This window comes from Stutzerimonas stutzeri (assembly GCF_018138085.1).
Taxonomy (GTDB): Bacteria; Pseudomonadota; Gammaproteobacteria; order Pseudomonadales; family Pseudomonadaceae; genus Stutzerimonas; species Stutzerimonas stutzeri_AI.
In genome coordinates, this window is sequence record NZ_CP073105.1 from 4,598,922 (window position 1) to 4,614,877 (window position 15,956).

A 15,956-nucleotide genomic window follows, 5' to 3' on the forward strand; every position below is an offset into this window, starting at 1 on the left:
CCTGTTCAAATCGGTATCGGTTAAAGGTCAGCTCTTCTCGAGCGCCCACAAGTCGCTTTCGATGCTCTCGAACCTTTCCTTCAGGTGCGTCTGCACGTCGGAAATCGCCTTGTTGTAATACAGCGGAGCGATTTCCCGCGCGAACAGATCAAGCACCTCCTGCGCCTCGAACGAGCCAAGCTCCAGCTCGAAACGGTCTTCCAGAAAGCGCTTGATGATCTGTTGCGCGGCCTGCTCCTGAGCGGAATCCAGCGTCAAGACCGGTGCCTTTGGCTTGGCCCGGCTCATTACCAGCGCCCATCCCAGGCGGCGAAATTCTGCAGCAGCTGCAGGCCGTGGGTATGGCTCTTTTCGGGGTGGAACTGCACGGCGAAGCGCGAGCCGTCGGCCAGTGCTGCGGCGAAAGGCTTGCCGTACCGACCACGGCCAACGACCTGCCGCGGCTGAGCCGCCTCGACGTAGTAGCTGTGCACGAAATAGAAGCGGCCGTCGGCGGGAATGTTGTGCCAAAGCGGATGGCTGACCGCCTGCTCCACCTCATTCCACCCCATATGCGGCACCTTCAGCCGCTCGCCGTCCTCGGTCAGATCCTTGCCAAAGAAGCGTACCTGGCCGGGAAACAGGCCGATGCAATCGACACCGCCGTTCTCTTCGCTGCGCTCCATCAGCGCCTGCATGCCGACGCAGATACCGAGGAACGGCCGATCGACGCTTACCTCTCGGACCAGTTCGTCGAAACCCAGCCGACGAATCTCGGCCATGCAGTCGCGAATCGCGCCGACGCCGGGAAACACCACGCGATCGGCCTCGCGGATGATTTGCGCATCGCTGGTGATCAACACCCGGCCGGCGCCTACGTGCTCCAGCGCCTTGGCAACCGAATGCAGGTTGCCCATGCCGTAATCGATGACTGCAACGGTCTGCATTACAGGCAACCCTTGGTCGAAGGCATCTGACCGGCCATGCGCTCGTCCAGCGTCACGGCCATGCGCAGCGCGCGGCCGAACGCCTTGAACACGGTTTCGATCTGGTGATGGGTGTTGTGCCCGCGCAGGTTGTCGATGTGCAGGGTGACCAGGGCGTGGTTGACGAAGCCCTGAAAGAATTCCTGGAACAGATCGACATCGAAGCCGCCGACGGTGGCGCGGGTATAGGGGACGTGCATCTGCAGCCCAGGCCGCCCGGAGAAATCGATCACCACGCGCGACAGCGCTTCGTCCAGCGGCACATAGGAATGCCCGTAGCGGGTCATGCCCTTCTTGTCGCCGACAGCCTTGGCAAAGGCCTGGCCGAGGGTGATGCCGACGTCTTCCACCGTGTGGTGGTCGTCGATATGCAGATCACCCTGACACTCGATGTCGAGATCGATCAGACCGTGACGGGCGATCTGGTCGAGCATGTGCTCGAGAAAAGGCACGCCGATGGCGAAGCGGCTCTTACCAGTGCCGTCCAGATTGATGGTGGCCTTGACCTGGGTTTCCAGGGTGTTGCGCTCTACGCAAGCCGTACGTTCGGACATCAACAGCTCCGCTGATCGTGGGGCGAAAAAGGCGGACATTATAGGCGCAAACCCTGCCAGGGGGATATCTGCCCGGCACGCCCGCCGACGTACAAGCGAATGGTGGCCGAGCGGCGGTGCAGCCTCGTGCGCCGACACGCCGGCACGGTTATGCTTGCCGGCGAACACACAGCGCATCAGGTCAGCATGCCCGTATCTATCGAACACATAACCGAGCCCAGCCAGCAGGACCGTATCGATCTGGCGAAAATCTTTGCCGATGCCCCAGCCTGGCTACTGGCACCTTACGCCGATGCCGCCGCGCTGATCGAGGCGGGATTGACCGAGCGCAGCCTGATCGCCGGCCGCTTCAACGATCGCCTGCTCGGTGCCGCCCTGCTGCAACGCGGCGCGAACCACTGGCGGCTGTCGCACCTTTGCGTGCGTCAGGTCACCCGCCGCCGCGGTGTGGGCAGACGAATCCTCGAGGAAAGCCAGCGCCTGGCTGGCGAAGCGGGGACGAACCTGCACCTGGCAGCACCGCTCGAACAGCTCGAGGCGCAGGCCCTGGCCGCACGAACGCACCTGCCGCTGGACCCGATCTAGCACCTCGTTCGGCGATGCCTGTCCGACGCGACGGGGCGGGCGGCAGGAACCCCGGCGCCAGCCGCCACTCCAACGCCCACCGCGGCGAAGCCGCGGTTCGTGACGCTATACTCGCTGCTTTTGAAATACCAAAACAAAGGACCTGTCCATGAAAGCGCTCGGCAAGATTCTGGGCCTGGTAATCCTCGGGTTGCTGCTCCTCATCGTCGCATTGGGCTTTGCCCTGACACACCTGTTCGACCCCAACGACTATAAGGACGAAATCCGCGCGCTTGCCCGCGACAAAGCCGGTCTCGAGCTGGATATCGGCGGTGACATCGGCTGGAGCCTGTTCCCCTGGCTAGGCCTGGAACTGCACGACACCACGCTGGCCAGCGTGCGGACGCCCGAACAGCCATTCGCCGACCTGCGCATGCTCGGCCTCTCCGTCCGCGTGCTGCCACTGTTCAGCCGTGAAGTGCAGATGAGCGACATCACCCTCAACGGCCTCAACCTGACCCTGACCCGCGACGAAAAGGGCCGAGGCAACTGGGAAGGTGTCGGCCGACCCAGCGACAAACAGGCGCAGCCCGACGACACGACGGCAGCCGAGCCGAGCAAACCCGCCACCGAAACCCCGGACGCCAGCCCTCGACGCCCACTGCAGCTGGATATCGACAGCCTGACCATTAGCGATGCCCGGGTGGCTTATCACGATGTGCAAAGTGGCCAGCAGTTCAGCGCCGAGGGCATCGAGCTGACCACGGGTGCCATTCGTGAAGCCACCTCGATTCCGGTCAAACTCAACGCCTTCTTCGGCAGCAATAAGCCAGTGATGCGCGCACGGACCGAATTGCAGGGTTCGCTGCGCTTCGACAGCAAACTGCAGCGCTACCAGCTCGAGGACCTGCGCCTGAGCGGCGAGGCTTCCGGCGAGCCGCTGAAAGGAAAGACCCTCTCGTTCAGCGCCCAAGGGCAATTGCTGGCCGATCTGGCGGCCGACATCGCCGAATGGACCAGCCTCAAGTTCACCGCCAATCAACTGCGTGGGCTGGGCGAGCTGAAAGTGCGCGACGTGCAGGACCAACCAAAGCTCGCCGGCACCCTGACCATCGCCGCGTTCAACCTGCGTGAGTTCCTCGACAACCTCGGCCAGCAGCTCCCACCCATGGCTGATAGCACCGCGCTGAGCAAGGTAGAACTGGTCACCCGAATCGACGGCAGCTCGACCAGCCTGAGCCTTGAAGACCTCAACCTGAAACTGGACGACAGCGCCTTCACCGGGCGCATCGCGGTCAGCGACTTCGCCAAGCAGGCCCTGCGAGCCGAACTCAAGGGCGACCAGCTGAATCTCGATCGCTACCTGCCGCCCCCGGCCAAGCAGGCCTCCGCCGACACGGCACGCAAGAGCGAAGTCGAAACCACCGAAGCCGCGGCGGTCGGCAGTGGCACCACGCCGCTGCCAGACAAGCCGACCCAGCACGCCTGGAGCGACGCGCAAATGCTGCCGGTCAATGCGCTGCGCAGCCTCGACACGCAGATCAAACTGGACATCGGCAGCCTCACGGCGATGAAACTACCACTCGACAGCTTCGCGCTGAGGGCACGCAGCGCTGGCGGCCTCCTGACACTGGAGGAGCTGCGCGCAGGCCTGTACAACGGACGCCTGGAAGCCTCGGCCAGCCTCGACGTCCGACCGCCGGTGCCGCTGCTGACCAGTCAGACTCGCCTCGCGCGCGTCCCGGTCGAACGCCTGCTGCAAAGCCAGGGCGAAAAGGTGGTGATCAAGGGCCTGATGAACCTCGATGCCGATCTGCGCAGCCAGGGCAACAGCGAGAAGGCGTGGATCGATAACCTCAACGGCAAGATCGGCTTCATCGTCGACAACGGCGTGCTGGTCGACGCCAATCTCGAGCAGCAGCTCTGCCATGCCATTGCCACGCTCAACCGCAAGCCGCTGGCCGGTGAACCACGCAGCAAGGACACACCGTTCCGCGAGCTCAAGGGCAATCTGACCCTGCGCGACGGGGTCGCCAGCAACCCGGATCTGAAGGCCAGCATTCCCGGCCTGACGGTGAACGGCAACGGTGATCTCGATTTGCGGGTACTAGGCATGGACTACCGCGTCGGCATCGTCATCGAAGGCGACAAGGGCGACATGCCCGATCCGGCCTGCTCGGTCAACGAGCGCTACGTCGGCATCGAATGGCCGCTGCGCTGCCGCGGTCCGCTGGAGCTGGGCGCCAAGGCCTGTCGCTTCGACAAGGACGGCCTCGGCAAGATCGCCGCCAGGCTCGCAGGCGAAAAGCTCAACGAGAAGATCGAGGAGAAACTGGGCGACAAGGTCAGCCCGGAATTGAAAGACGCACTCAAGGGCCTGTTCAAGCGATGAACCGGCCAGCCATGAGCGACGAACAGTTCGGCGCAGCCGTTCTCGATTGGTACGACCGACACGGCCGCAAGGATCTGCCCTGGCAGCAGGCCATTACGCCATACCGGGTCTGGGTCTCGGAGATCATGCTGCAACAGACCCAGGTCAGCACCGTGCTCGGCTACTTCGACCGTTTCATGGACGCCCTGCCGACGGTCGAAGCCCTGGCCAGCGCGGCCGAAGACGAAGTGCTGCATCTGTGGACCGGCCTCGGCTACTACAGCCGCGCGCGTAATCTGCACAAGACCGCCAAACTGGTCGTCGCCGAGCACGGCGGCGAATTCCCACGGTGCGTCGAGCGCCTCGCCGAACTGCCGGGTATCGGCCGCTCCACCGCCGGCGCCATCGCCAGCCTCAGCATGGGGCTGCGTGCACCGATCCTCGACGGCAACGTCAAGCGCGTACTGGCCCGCTATGTCGCCCAAGATGGTTATCCAGGCGAACCGAAAGTGGCCAGACAACTCTGGGACGTGGCCGAGCGTCTGACTCCGCAAACACGCGTCAATCATTACACCCAGGCGATGATGGATCTCGGTGCGACACTCTGCACGCGCAGCAAACCCAGCTGCCTGCTCTGCCCGCTGAAGGCTGGCTGCCGGGCGCATCTACTCGGTCGCGAAACGGATTACCCAGCGCCCAAGCCGCGCAAAGCGTTACCCCAGAAGCGCACGCTGATGCCGCTGCTGGCCAATCGCGAAGGCGCCATCCTGCTTTATCGCCGCCCTTCCACCGGGCTGTGGGGCGGCCTCTGGAGCCTGCCGGAACTGGAAGACCTGACCGCACTCGACCTACTCGCCGAGCGTCACGCCCTGGAGCTGCAACAACACCGGCAGCTACCGGGCCTGACCCACACCTTCAGCCACTTCCAGCTGGCCATCGAGCCCTGGCTGATCAGAGTCAAGTCCACGCGCGACGCCGTGGCCGAGCCAGACTGGCTCTGGTATAACCTCGCCACCCCGCCGCGACTGGGGCTCGCCGCCCCGGTGAAGACGCTGCTCAAGCGCGCCGCCGCCGAACTGAACGCAGGAGAGATGTCATGACCCGCACCGTGAACTGCCGCAAGTACAAAGAGCCACTGCCAGGCCTGGACCGCCCACCCTATCCGGGCCCGAAGGGCGAAGACATCTATAACAACGTATCGAAGAAGGCCTGGGACGACTGGCAGAAACACCAGACCATGCTGATCAACGAGCGCCGGCTGAACATGATGAACGCCGAGGACCGCAAGTTCCTCCAGGCCGAGATGGACAAGTTCTTCTCAGGCGAGGATTACGCTCAAGCCGAAGGCTACGTCCCGCCGAGCGAGTGATCTGCCATCGAAGCGGGTCCTGCCCTGCGCAAGGCTCGCTTCCACGATGAGTTATCGACCTAGAAACGCTCGCAAACGATACGTCACAACGCTAAACGCCCGTTCTGACTAAATATTTTCCTGACCGCGCTTGACAGGCAAAAGCCAAATCCGTCTAATAGCGCCCCGTTGCCCAGGTAGCTCAGTCGGTAGAGCAGGGGATTGAAAATCCCCGTGTCGGCGGTTCGATTCCGTCCCTGGGCACCACTAATACCGAGAAACCCCAAGCGAAATTAATCTCCTTGGGGTTTTTTATTGCCTGCGATTTGTGCCAGCGGCCCGCTATGATCCAGCCGGCACTTCACGGAATAGCTGCCCGCCATGTTTGAACAGGCTTTCAAGAATATCGATGACATCCTGCACAAGGATGCCGGCTGTACCAGCGAGCTCGACTACACCGAGCAAACCTCCTGGCTGCTTTTCCTCAAGTACCTCGACGCGCTGGAGCAGGAAAAAGCTGTGGAGGCACAGCTTGAGGGCAAGTATTACCTGTACATTCTCGACCCTGAATACCGTTGGGAGCGCTGGGCGGCGCCCAAGACCGCGAATGGCCAGATCGACCACAACAGCGCCCTGACCGGCGATGACCTCAAGGATTTCGTCAACAACAAGCTGTTCCCCTACCTGCATGGCTTCAAGCAGAAGGCCGAAAGTCCGGACACCATCCAGTACAAGATTGGCGAGATATTCGGCGAGCTGAAAAACCGTATCCAGAGCGGTTACAACCTGCGCGAAGTGCTGGAGATCGTCGACGGCCTGCGCTTCGGCTCACAGACCGAGAAACACGAGCTCTCGCACCTTTACGAAGTCAAGATCAGAAACATGGGTAACGCCGGGCGCAACGGCGGCGAATACTACACGCCGCGCCCGCTGATCCGCGCCATGATCAAGGTGGTCGATCCGCACATCGGTCAGCGAATTTACGACGGCGCGGTCGGCTCAGCAGGCTTTCTCTGCGAAGCCTTCGATTACTTGAGCAGCCAGCCGAACCTGACCACCCGCCAGCGGGAAACCCTGCAAAAGCACACCTTCTACGGCAAGGAGAAAAAGAGCCTCGCCTACGTCATCGCCATCATGAACATGATCCTGCATGGCATCGAAGCACCGAACATCATCCACACCAACACCCTGACGGAAAACCTCAGCGACATTCAGGACAAGGACCGCTTCGACATCGTGCTGGCCAATCCGCCGTTCGGTGGCAAGGAACGCAAGGAGGTCCAGCAGAACTTCCCGATCAAGACCGGCGAAACCGCTTTCCTGTTTCTCCAGCACTTCATCAAGATCCTCAAGGCCGGCGGCCACGGCGCGGTGGTCATCAAGAACACCTTCCTCAGCAACAGCGACAACGCCTCGGTCAGCCTGCGCAAACTGCTGCTGGGAAGCTGCAATCTGCATACCGTGCTCGACTGCCCGAGCGGCACCTTCCAGGGCGCGGGCGTCAAGACCGTGGTGCTGTTCTTCACCAAGGGCGCGCCGACGCGCAAGGTCTGGTACTACCAGCTGGAACCTGGCCGCAATATGGGCAAGACCAACCCGCTAAAGGATGCTGATCTGGCTGAGTTTATCGAGCTGCAGAAGACCTTTGCCGATTCGCCGAAAAGTTGGAGTTTGGATGTGTCTGGCCTTGACCAAGCGAGCTACGACCTATCAGTAAAGAATCCTGACGGCGGTGCGGATGTAGCGCATCGCAGCCCGCAGGCGATCATGAATGAAATTGCGGCGCTGGATATGGAGAGCGCGCAAGTGTTGGTAAAGATCAGGAGGCTGCTTTGAAAAAGAGCTGGCCAACTGAGCAACTTGTAAATCTCTGTGAAATGTTCGCTGATGGCGACTGGATTGAATCTAAGGATCAGTCAGTTGATGGTATTCGAATAATCCAGACAGGCAATGTTGGAGAGGGCATTTTCAAGGGTCGGGACGACAAGGCGCGATACATCTCTGAGCCAACTTTTAAACGCTTACGCTGCACAGAAATCTTTGAAGGTGACTGCCTCGTCTCCAGATTGCCCGAGCCTGCTGGACGGAGTTGCATACTGCCTGACACTGGCGAACGAATGATTACTTCCGTTGACTGCACAATAGTTCGCTTCAATACCCAGAAAATCATTCCAGCTTTTTTTAATTTTTATTCCCAGTCGCGCGAATATTTGAAGGCGATTGATTGCCAAACAACAGGCACCACGAGAAAGCGGATCAGCAGAAGCAAGTTAGGGTGTGTACTCACCCCCGTTCCACCCCTCTCGGAGCAACAACGCATCGTCGCCATTCTCGACGAAATCTTTGACGGTATCGCCAAGGCTCGCGCCAACGCTGAAAAAAACCAGCAAAACGCCCGCAAACTTTTTGAAAGTCACTTGCAATCAAAACTTGCCAAGCAGCCGGACTGGGAAGGAAAAACACTCAAACAGGTTTCTCTGGATTTTGGCCGGGGAAAATCAAAGCATCGCCCTCGCAATGACCCGAGACTTTATGGCGGGCCTTACCCCTTTATTCAGACTAGCGATGTTCGTGGATGTGAACACCTGATCACCGACTTTACCCAGACTTACAGTGAAGCCGGCCTAGCCCAAAGCAAGCTATGGCCAAAGGGCACGCTGTGTATAACCATCGCCGCAAATATTGCTGAAACCGGAATTTTAGGTTTTGACAGCTGCTTTCCAGACAGCGTTATTGGTGTTGTGGTTGATCCTACTCAGACTAGCAACAGCTTTCTTGAGTACTTACTGCAGTCGGTAAAAGCCAGCTTGAAAGCCAAAGGCAAAGGCAGCGCACAAGACAATATCAATCTCGCCACCTTTGAAAACGAACCCTTCTATTTCCCTGATTTGGCCGAGCAAAAGCAGATTGTCGATCAGTTGAGCGACTTGAATGCAGAGGCCCAACGCCTCGAATCCATCTACCAGCAAAAACTCGCCGCGCTCGACGAACTGAAGCAATCCCTGCTACACCAAGCCTTCAGCGGAAAGCTATAACTGCATCGACGCACGGAGCAAACGATGGATAAAGCACAACAGGAGCTGGTGATCTTTCAGGAAGCGGGCCAGCCGGTCGAGGTTCGGCTGGATGCCGGGCGCGATACGGTATGGATGACTCAGCGACAGATGGCGGAGCTGTTCGAGACCTCGAACGATAACATCAGCCTGCACCTGAAGAATATCTTTGCCGATGGTGAGTTGGTCGAGGCGGCAACTACCGAGGATTCCTCGGTAGTTCGCCAGGAAGGCAAGCGGCAGGTCAGCCGCGTGGTGAAACACTACAACCTCGACGCCATTATCTCGGTGGGCTATCGGGTCAGCTCCAAGCGTGCCGTGTCATTCCGCCAATGGGCCACACGCTTGCTGCGCGAACACCTCACCCAAGGCTACACCCTCAATCGCCAACGCTTCGAGGCCAATGCCCTGGAGCTAGAAGCCGCACTGCAGCTGGTGAGAAAGGCGGCGCAAAGCCCTGAGTTACTCAGCGACACCGGCCGGGGGCTGGTTGATATCGTCACCCGTTACGCGCAGACCTTCCTTTTGCTTCAGCGGTATGACGAGGGCCTGCTGACCGATCCGCCTACCATCGCCGGCGGCGCGCTACCTACGCTGGGCGAAGCACGCCAGGCGCTGGCTCGCCTGAAAGCGGAGTTGATGGCCCGCGGCGAAGCCACCGAGCTATTCGCTCTGGAACGCGGCGACGGACTGGCTGGCCTGCTGGGCAGTCTGGATCAGACTGTTTTCGGCGAGCCGGCCTATCCCAGCGTGGAGGCCAAGGCTGCGCATCTGCTGTATTTCGTGATCAAGAATCACCCATTCGCTGACGGCAACAAGCGCAGCGGTGCGTTTCTGTTCGTGGACTTTCTCAACCGCAATGGGCGCTTGCTGGACACTACCAACCAGCCAGTGATCAACGATATCGGCCTTGCCGCCCTCGCTTTGCTCGTAGCCGAGTCAGACCCGGCGCAGAAAGACACGCTGATTCGCCTGATCATGAACATGCTCGCGGGTTGATTCCGCCTTCTAAACCCACGCCGCAGAGGGTTAAGCTCCGGGCATGATGCCAAAAGGATATTGCCGTGAACGAAGCTGAAACACGCGCCGAACATATCGACCCCGCCTTGCGTGAAGCCGGCTGGGGCGTCGTCGATGGCAGTCGCGTACAGCGCGAGTTTCAAATCACCCATGGTCGCATCCAGGGTGCGGGGCAACGCGGCAAGGCGGAGATTGCCGATTACGTGCTGGTATACCGCAACACTCAGCTGGCTGTGATCGAGGCGAAAGCCTGGGACAAGCACTACACAGAGGGCGCAGCCCAGGCCAAATGCTACGCAAAGAAGCTGGCGATTCGCTTCACCTACGCAACCAATGGCCAGCGTATCTACGCCATCGACATGCTCACCGGCGCAGAAGGCGACTTGCTCAGCTTCCCCACGCCGGAAGAACTGTGGAACCTGACGTTTGCCGAGCACAACGAATGGCGCGAGCGCTTCGCGGCCATTCCGTTCGAAGACAAGGGCGGCACCTGGGGTGCGCGCTACTATCAGGACATTGCGATCAAGCGAGTGCTGGAAGCAATCGCAGCGCAGCAGTCGCGAATCCTGCTGACGCTGGCGACTGGTACAGGCAAGACCTTTATCGCCTTTCAGCTGGCCTGGAAATTGTTCAGAAGTCGCTGGAACCTCAAGCGCGACGCCCAGCGTCAGCCACGCATTCTGTTCCTGGCGGACCGCAACATCCTTGCGGATCAGGCTTACAACTCGTTTTCTGCCTTCCCCGAGGACGCGCTGGTGCGTATCGCGCCGGATGAAATTCGCAAAACGGGCAAGGTGCCAAAGAACGGCAGCATCTTTTTCACCATTTTCCAGACCTTCATGAGCGGACCGAATGGCACGCCGTACTTTGGCGAGTACCCGGCGGATTTCTTCGATTTCATTATCATCGATGAATGCCACCGTGGCGGCGCCAATGACGAGGGCAACTGGCGCGGCATCCTTGAGTACTTCGCGCCAGCGGTTCAACTCGGCCTGACCGCCACGCCCAAGCGCAAGGACAATGTCGACACCTATGCCTACTTCGGCGAGCCGGTGTATGTGTATTCGCTGAAGGAAGGCATCAACGACGGTTTCCTCACGCCGTTCAAGGTCAAGCAGATCGCTACAACGCTTGATGAGTACGTGCATGTGCCAGGCGACGGAATAGTCATCAAAGGCGAGGTTGAGGCGGGACGGCGCTATCTCGAGGCGGACTTCAATCGAGTCATCAAGATCCCGGAGCGGGAGGCCTATCGGGTCAAACTGTTCATGGAGCAGATCGCGCCAAACGAGAAGACGCTGGTGTTCTGCGCCACCCAACAGCATGCGCTGGAAGTACGTGACTTGATCAACCAGATGAAGCGCAGCAGCGAGCCGGACTACTGTGTGCGGGTGACCGCCGATGATGGTGCGCGAGGGGAAGAACACCTGCGGCATTTTCAGGATAACGAGAAGACCATACCAACCGTTCTCACGACGTCGCAGAAGCTCTCCACCGGCGTGGATGCGCGCAACGTCCGCAATATCGTGCTGATGCGGCCAGTGAACAACATGATCGAGTTCAAGCAGATCATCGGTCGTGGTACGCGCTTATTCGATGGCAAGGATTACTTCACCATCTATGACTTCGTGAAGGCTCATCACCTGTTCAGTGATCCCGAATGGGATGGCGAACCGATAGAACCTGCCGAAACCCGAGGCGTCGGCACCGGAGAGAACAGAGGTGGCTATGAGAGCGAACCCAGGCCGCCCAAGCCGCCGCGCGATCCACGCCCGGACGTGATCGAGGTTCGACTCAGCAACGGCTCGGTGCGCCGCATCAAGAGCATGATGGCGACGTTGTACCTCGGCGCCGATGGCAAACCGATGTCTGCCGCGCAGTTCCTGGAAAGCCTGTTCGGCAATCTGCCAGAATTTTTCAACGACGAGGATGAGCTACGCGGGCTATGGAGCACCCCGGATACTCGCAGTTTCCTCCTGCAAGGCCTAGCTGAACGCGGCTTTAGCAACGAGGTATTGCATGAGATGCAGCGCATCATCGACGCAGAGCATAGTGATCTGTTCGATGTGCTGACGTACGTCGCCTTCTCCACCGAACCGCAGACCCGAGAGGAGCGCGCCAGCCGAGCTCGCAGCACGCTGCATAGGCAATTCACAGACAAGCAAGCAGCCTTTCTTGACTTCGTACTGTCGCAATATGTGAAGGAAGGTGTGGAGGAATTGGGACCGGAAAAGCTCTCCCCTTTACTGAAGCTTCGCTACAAGAACGCGCTTAACGATGCAGTTGCGGATCTAGGTAGGCCGGAGCTGATCAAGAACTTGTTTTTTGGCTTCCAGAAGCATCTTTATCTTGCGGATGGAAGCGGCATCCAACCGTAGCGAGTCCGCTCCCCCATCTGTTCGATTACCAAGACCCCGCTGCCCTTGCGAATCAGGTAGCGCGCGTTCAACTCGTTGGAAATCTCGCCGAACAACGCGACGACTCTGCGCGGCGCTGTGCCTGTCGCTAGCCCTGGCATTGCTGCTCGCTGCACAGGGCGGTGGCTTCGGCACGCTCCTCTGGCTGCTCCTGGCTAGTGCCGCGGCGGTCAGCCTGGCGATGACCCTGAGCTGGGCTCCCACGGCGCTGCGCCTGTTGCTCAAAGCGTTCTGGTAGATCTGCTGGTTAAGTCTCGGCCCGCTCTGGCCGCTTTGACTTAATTCTCGGCTAGGCTGATAGCTGCGTGATCGCGTGGATGCCAGATGACCGCGCCGCGACCGCCAGGTACGGCCGAACAAGACGCAAGGAGCCATGCAGTGCAGAAGACTCTCTCGATCCTCGTGATCTGGCTATCGCTGGCTACCGTCACGGCCAGTGCAGCGCCCTGGCACTTCGTGACAGAGGACTTCCCACCGTTCACTTATCCGGCCAAACGCTCTTCCAGCAACGGAGCCGAGGGCCCCTTGGTGGAGATCGTGCAGGCGGTTTGTCTGCGCTTGCAGCAGGACTGCACGATTACGCTGTACCCCTGGCGACGCGCGCTGCTATTGGCCGAGCAAGGCCAGGCCGACGGCATCTTCACCCTGGTGCGATCGCCCAAGCGCGAACAGCTGTTTCATATCAGCCGCATGCTGGTGACCTCTCGTTACAGCGTCTTCGCCCGCAAGGACAGTGCCTTCGTCTATCACCAGCCAAGCGACCTGGCCGGACGGCTGATCGGTGTCTACGGTCCCTCCGGGACGTCCTATACCCTTTCCGAACGCCTCAAGGCGGTGCCCGACGTGCGCTTGCATCTGACAGCGGACAACCGCCGCCTGTTACGTATGCTGCAGTCCGGGCGCTTCGGACCGGAAGGCCTGGCGGTGCTCAACGAGGACGTGGCCTGGCATCTGATCGAAGACGAGCAGCTCGATGGCTTGCGCGAAGCGGGCGAGCTGGGGCCGATCGCCTACGGCATCGGGCTGTCGCGCAAGACTGTGAGCGAGGCTGAGTTCAGCGCATTCGAACGGGCGCTGGACGAGATGATCGCCGATGGCACGGTGCCCGCGATCCTGCGCCAGCATCAGCTGGAGCCGGCGTACTGAAGCGGCCGGCTGACAACAGCGAACTCGTCCCGGCAAGCATTGGCCAGCACCGCCGCCTGCAGGTCGACCCGCTCCCGCGGGCATGTCGAGCGGTGTTTTTCTCGTGACGATTCAAAGCAGCGTGAGCATTTCGCCGCAAACGGTCGTCTACCCCTTATTGCCACCGCGTCTTCGGGAGCCACTGCGCGTCCGTCCCACTCGCCAATCAGAGGCCAGAACGACACATGGAAGCCGACAAGAAGTTGCCACGAGCCATAATCCTGTTTCCGGTATTCGTCCCTGCAGTGGTCGTCACGCTGCTGCTGGTGGTCGGCACGATCAGCAACCCGGATCTTGCCGGCGAGGTGTTCAGCGCGACGCTGGCCTTCATCACCACCAACTTCGGCTGGTTCTACATGCTGTCGGTGGCGTTCTTCCTGGTATTCATCGTCGGCATCGCGATGACGCCCTGGGGCAGCATCAAGCTCGGCCCCGACCACGCGGAGCCGCAATACAGCTTTCCCGCCTGGTTCGCCATGCTGTTCTCGGCCGGCTACGGCATCGCGCTGTTGTTCTTCGGGGTAGCCGAGCCGGTATTGCATTACGCCTCGCCACCCGCTGGCGCCGCACAGACCGTGGACTCGGCCAAGCAGGCGATGCAGATCGCCTTCTTTCACTGGGGCTTTCACATCTGGGCGATCTACGGCCTGACCGGCCTGGTGCTGGCCTACTTCTCGTTCCGCCATGGCCTGCCCCTGTCCATGCGTTCGGCGCTGTATCCGATCATCGGCGAACGCATCAACGGGCCGATCGGCCATGTGGTGGACGTCTTCGCCATTCTCGGCACACTGTTCGGCATCGCGACCACGCTGGGCCTGTCGGTCACTCAGATCAATGCCGGCATCAACTACCTGTGGCCCGACATCCCCGTGAGTATCGGCGTGCAGATCATCGCGATCGCCATCATCACCGCGCTGGCCATCTGCTCGGTGGTGGCCGGGCTGGACAAGGGCGTGAAGAACCTGTCGCTGCTGAACATGATCCTGGCGATCGGTCTGATGCTGTTCGTGTTCCTGGTCGGACCGAGCATTTTCATCCTCGAAACCTTTCTGCAGAACACCGGCAGCTACCTGAACAACATCATCGAGCGCACCTTCAATCTGCAGGCCTATTCGCGTAGCGACTGGATCGGTAACTGGACGCTGTTCATCTTCGGTTGGACCATCGCCTGGTCGCCCTTCGTCGGGCTGTTCATCGCCAAGATCAGCCGCGGCCGGACGATTCGCCAGTTCGTCTTCGGCGTGATGTTCGTGCCGACCATCTTCACCTTTCTCTGGTTCTCGGTGTTCGGCGATACCGCTCTGCACCTGATCATGGTCGAGGGCTACACCTCATTGATTACCGACGTACAGGCGGACAATGCGATCGCACTGTTCAAGCTGTTCGAACTGCTACCCATGACCTCCATCGCCTCGTTCCTGGCGGTGCTGCTGATCATCACCTTCTTCGTCACCTCTTCGGATTCCGGTTCCCTGGTCATCGATTCCCTGGCCGCAGGCGGTGCGAGCCATACGCCGGTCTGGCAGCGCGTGTTCTGGGCCTCCGCCGAGGGCGTGGTGGCGGCGACGCTGTTGCTCGCCGGTGGTCTCAGCGCATTGCAGACCATGACCATCGCCAGCGCCCTGCCGTTTGCCATCATCATGCTGATCGCCGCGCTGGGCATGTGGCGCGCGCTGGTGATCGAAGGGCACCACGAAACCAGCCTGCAGAGCCACATGCAGACCACGCGCCTGGCCAGCAATGCCGGACCCGGTCTGTGGAAGAAGCGCCTCGCCGGGCTGGTCAGCTTCCCCAGCCGCGAACAGGTCGAGGACTTCATGGGCAGCACCGTGCTCAAGGCCATGCGCCGAGTGCAGCGTGAGCTTGGCGGCCAGGGCTGGAACGCCGAAGTGCACAGCGACGACGCCAACGCCCGGGTCTACCTCGAAGTCGTCAAGGACGACCAGCTGGACTTCATCTACGAGATCCGCATGGTCGGCTACGCAATGCCCGCCTTCGCCCTCTCGGAAGGGCCGGATGCCGAGCAACAGTACTACCGCGCCGAGGTATTCCTGCGCCGCGGCGGGCAGCATTACGACATCTATGGTTACGGCCAGCAGGACATCATCAGTGACATCCTCGATCAGTTCGAGAAGTACCTGCATTTCCTGCATATTTCGCCCGGCAGCCTGCCGTGGCGGATGCAGGAGCACGACGAGATGCTGGACAGCGAACCGGACCTGCCCAAAACCGAGCAGCCATAGGCACATGCCGACGTGCGACGCTAGAGCTTGTGCAGGGATTTCGACCGAAGTCGACAAATTCATCTATACATAGAAGGGCAACGCAATCAGGCCCGCCGCCCGTGACCGACCGGTCACAAACCTCGGCTTGGCGCATGCCCCAGCCCATGCTAGGTTTGCGCCTCGCCAGGAAGGCGAGCAGTCGGCCGGAGCGCAATTTACATAGAAAAAGGACCAGGCAACGCTCGGGTCCGAGA

General features: G+C 60.4%; 14 protein-coding genes and 1 tRNA gene. 12 read left to right on the plus strand and 3 right to left on the minus strand.

The window, feature by feature from the left end; all coding sequences use genetic code 11:
- Nucleotides 1–27: 27 nt before the first annotated feature.
- Genes KCX70_RS21045 through hisB form a run of 3 tightly spaced genes read right to left on the minus strand, consistent with a single transcriptional unit; the run spans nt 28 to nt 1,519 of the window.
- A complete protein-coding gene (locus tag KCX70_RS21045) occupies nt 28–288 on the minus strand; it encodes a DUF2164 domain-containing protein (protein ID WP_212618708.1) in 261 nt (86 codons plus the stop codon).
- The gene (gene hisH, locus KCX70_RS21050) at nt 288–926 is read right to left on the minus strand and encodes an imidazole glycerol phosphate synthase subunit HisH (protein ID WP_021206163.1); all 639 of its coding nucleotides are present in this window, start codon (nt 924–926) and stop codon (nt 288–290) included. The genes KCX70_RS21045 and hisH overlap by 1 nt, the downstream gene beginning before the upstream one ends.
- Nucleotides 926–1,519, minus strand: a complete 594-nt coding sequence (hisB, locus tag KCX70_RS21055; protein ID WP_019341947.1) for an imidazoleglycerol-phosphate dehydratase HisB — start codon at nt 1,517–1,519, stop codon at nt 926–928. Before hisB ends, hisH begins: the two co-directional genes overlap by 1 nt.
- Before the next feature lie 186 nt (nt 1,520–1,705).
- On the opposite strand from hisB, the gene panM reads away from it, so the two are divergent.
- From panM to KCX70_RS21115, 12 genes are all read left to right on the plus strand, one after another.
- Nucleotides 1,706–2,104 (plus strand): aspartate 1-decarboxylase autocleavage activator PanM, encoded by a 399-nt coding sequence (panM, locus tag KCX70_RS21060; RefSeq protein ID WP_212618709.1) that lies wholly within the window; start codon nt 1,706–1,708, stop codon nt 2,102–2,104.
- 148 nt (nt 2,105–2,252) lie between these two features.
- The gene (locus KCX70_RS21065; RefSeq protein ID WP_212618710.1) at nt 2,253–4,475 is read left to right on the plus strand and encodes an AsmA family protein; all 2,223 of its coding nucleotides are present in this window, start codon (nt 2,253–2,255) and stop codon (nt 4,473–4,475) included.
- A gap of 11 nt (nt 4,476–4,486) precedes the next feature.
- A complete protein-coding gene (mutY, locus tag KCX70_RS21070; RefSeq protein ID WP_212618711.1) occupies nt 4,487–5,554 on the plus strand; it encodes an A/G-specific adenine glycosylase in 1,068 nt (355 codons plus the stop codon).
- The gene (locus tag KCX70_RS21075; RefSeq protein ID WP_021206168.1) at nt 5,551–5,823 is read left to right on the plus strand and encodes an oxidative damage protection protein; all 273 of its coding nucleotides are present in this window, start codon (nt 5,551–5,553) and stop codon (nt 5,821–5,823) included. The genes mutY and KCX70_RS21075 overlap by 4 nt, the downstream gene beginning before the upstream one ends.
- 170 nt (nt 5,824–5,993) lie before the next feature.
- Nucleotides 5,994–6,069 (plus strand) — tRNA-Phe (locus tag KCX70_RS21080).
- Between the two features lie 114 nt (nt 6,070–6,183).
- Nucleotides 6,184–7,638: an N-6 DNA methylase gene (locus KCX70_RS21085; RefSeq protein WP_212618712.1), complete on the plus strand. Its 1,455-nt coding sequence runs from the start codon at nt 6,184–6,186 to the stop codon at nt 7,636–7,638.
- Nucleotides 7,635–8,837: a restriction endonuclease subunit S gene (locus KCX70_RS21090; RefSeq protein ID WP_212618713.1), complete on the plus strand. Its 1,203-nt coding sequence runs from the start codon at nt 7,635–7,637 to the stop codon at nt 8,835–8,837. Before KCX70_RS21085 ends, KCX70_RS21090 begins: the two co-directional genes overlap by 4 nt.
- A 24-nt stretch (nt 8,838–8,861) precedes the next feature.
- Nucleotides 8,862–9,854 carry a virulence protein RhuM/Fic/DOC family protein gene (gene rhuM / locus KCX70_RS21095; protein WP_212618714.1) on the plus strand — a complete coding sequence of 331 codons (993 nt, stop codon included), beginning with the start codon at nt 8,862–8,864 and terminating at the stop codon, nt 9,852–9,854.
- A 65-nt stretch (nt 9,855–9,919) separates the two neighbouring features.
- Entirely contained in the window at nt 9,920–12,253 is a 2,334-nt protein-coding gene (gene hsdR / locus KCX70_RS21100) for an EcoAI/FtnUII family type I restriction enzme subunit R (RefSeq protein WP_212618715.1), read from the plus strand.
- Nucleotides 12,231–12,530: a DUF3325 family protein gene (locus tag KCX70_RS21105; RefSeq protein WP_212620404.1), complete on the plus strand. Its 300-nt coding sequence runs from the start codon at nt 12,231–12,233 to the stop codon at nt 12,528–12,530. The genes hsdR and KCX70_RS21105 overlap by 23 nt, the downstream gene beginning before the upstream one ends.
- Before the next feature lie 140 nt (nt 12,531–12,670).
- Nucleotides 12,671–13,438 (plus strand): substrate-binding periplasmic protein, encoded by a 768-nt coding sequence (locus tag KCX70_RS21110; RefSeq protein ID WP_249121679.1) that lies wholly within the window; start codon nt 12,671–12,673, stop codon nt 13,436–13,438.
- Between the two features lie 224 nt (nt 13,439–13,662).
- A complete protein-coding gene (locus tag KCX70_RS21115) occupies nt 13,663–15,720 on the plus strand; it encodes a BCCT family transporter (protein ID WP_212618717.1) in 2,058 nt (685 codons plus the stop codon).
- Nucleotides 15,721–15,956: the final 236 nt, after the last annotated feature.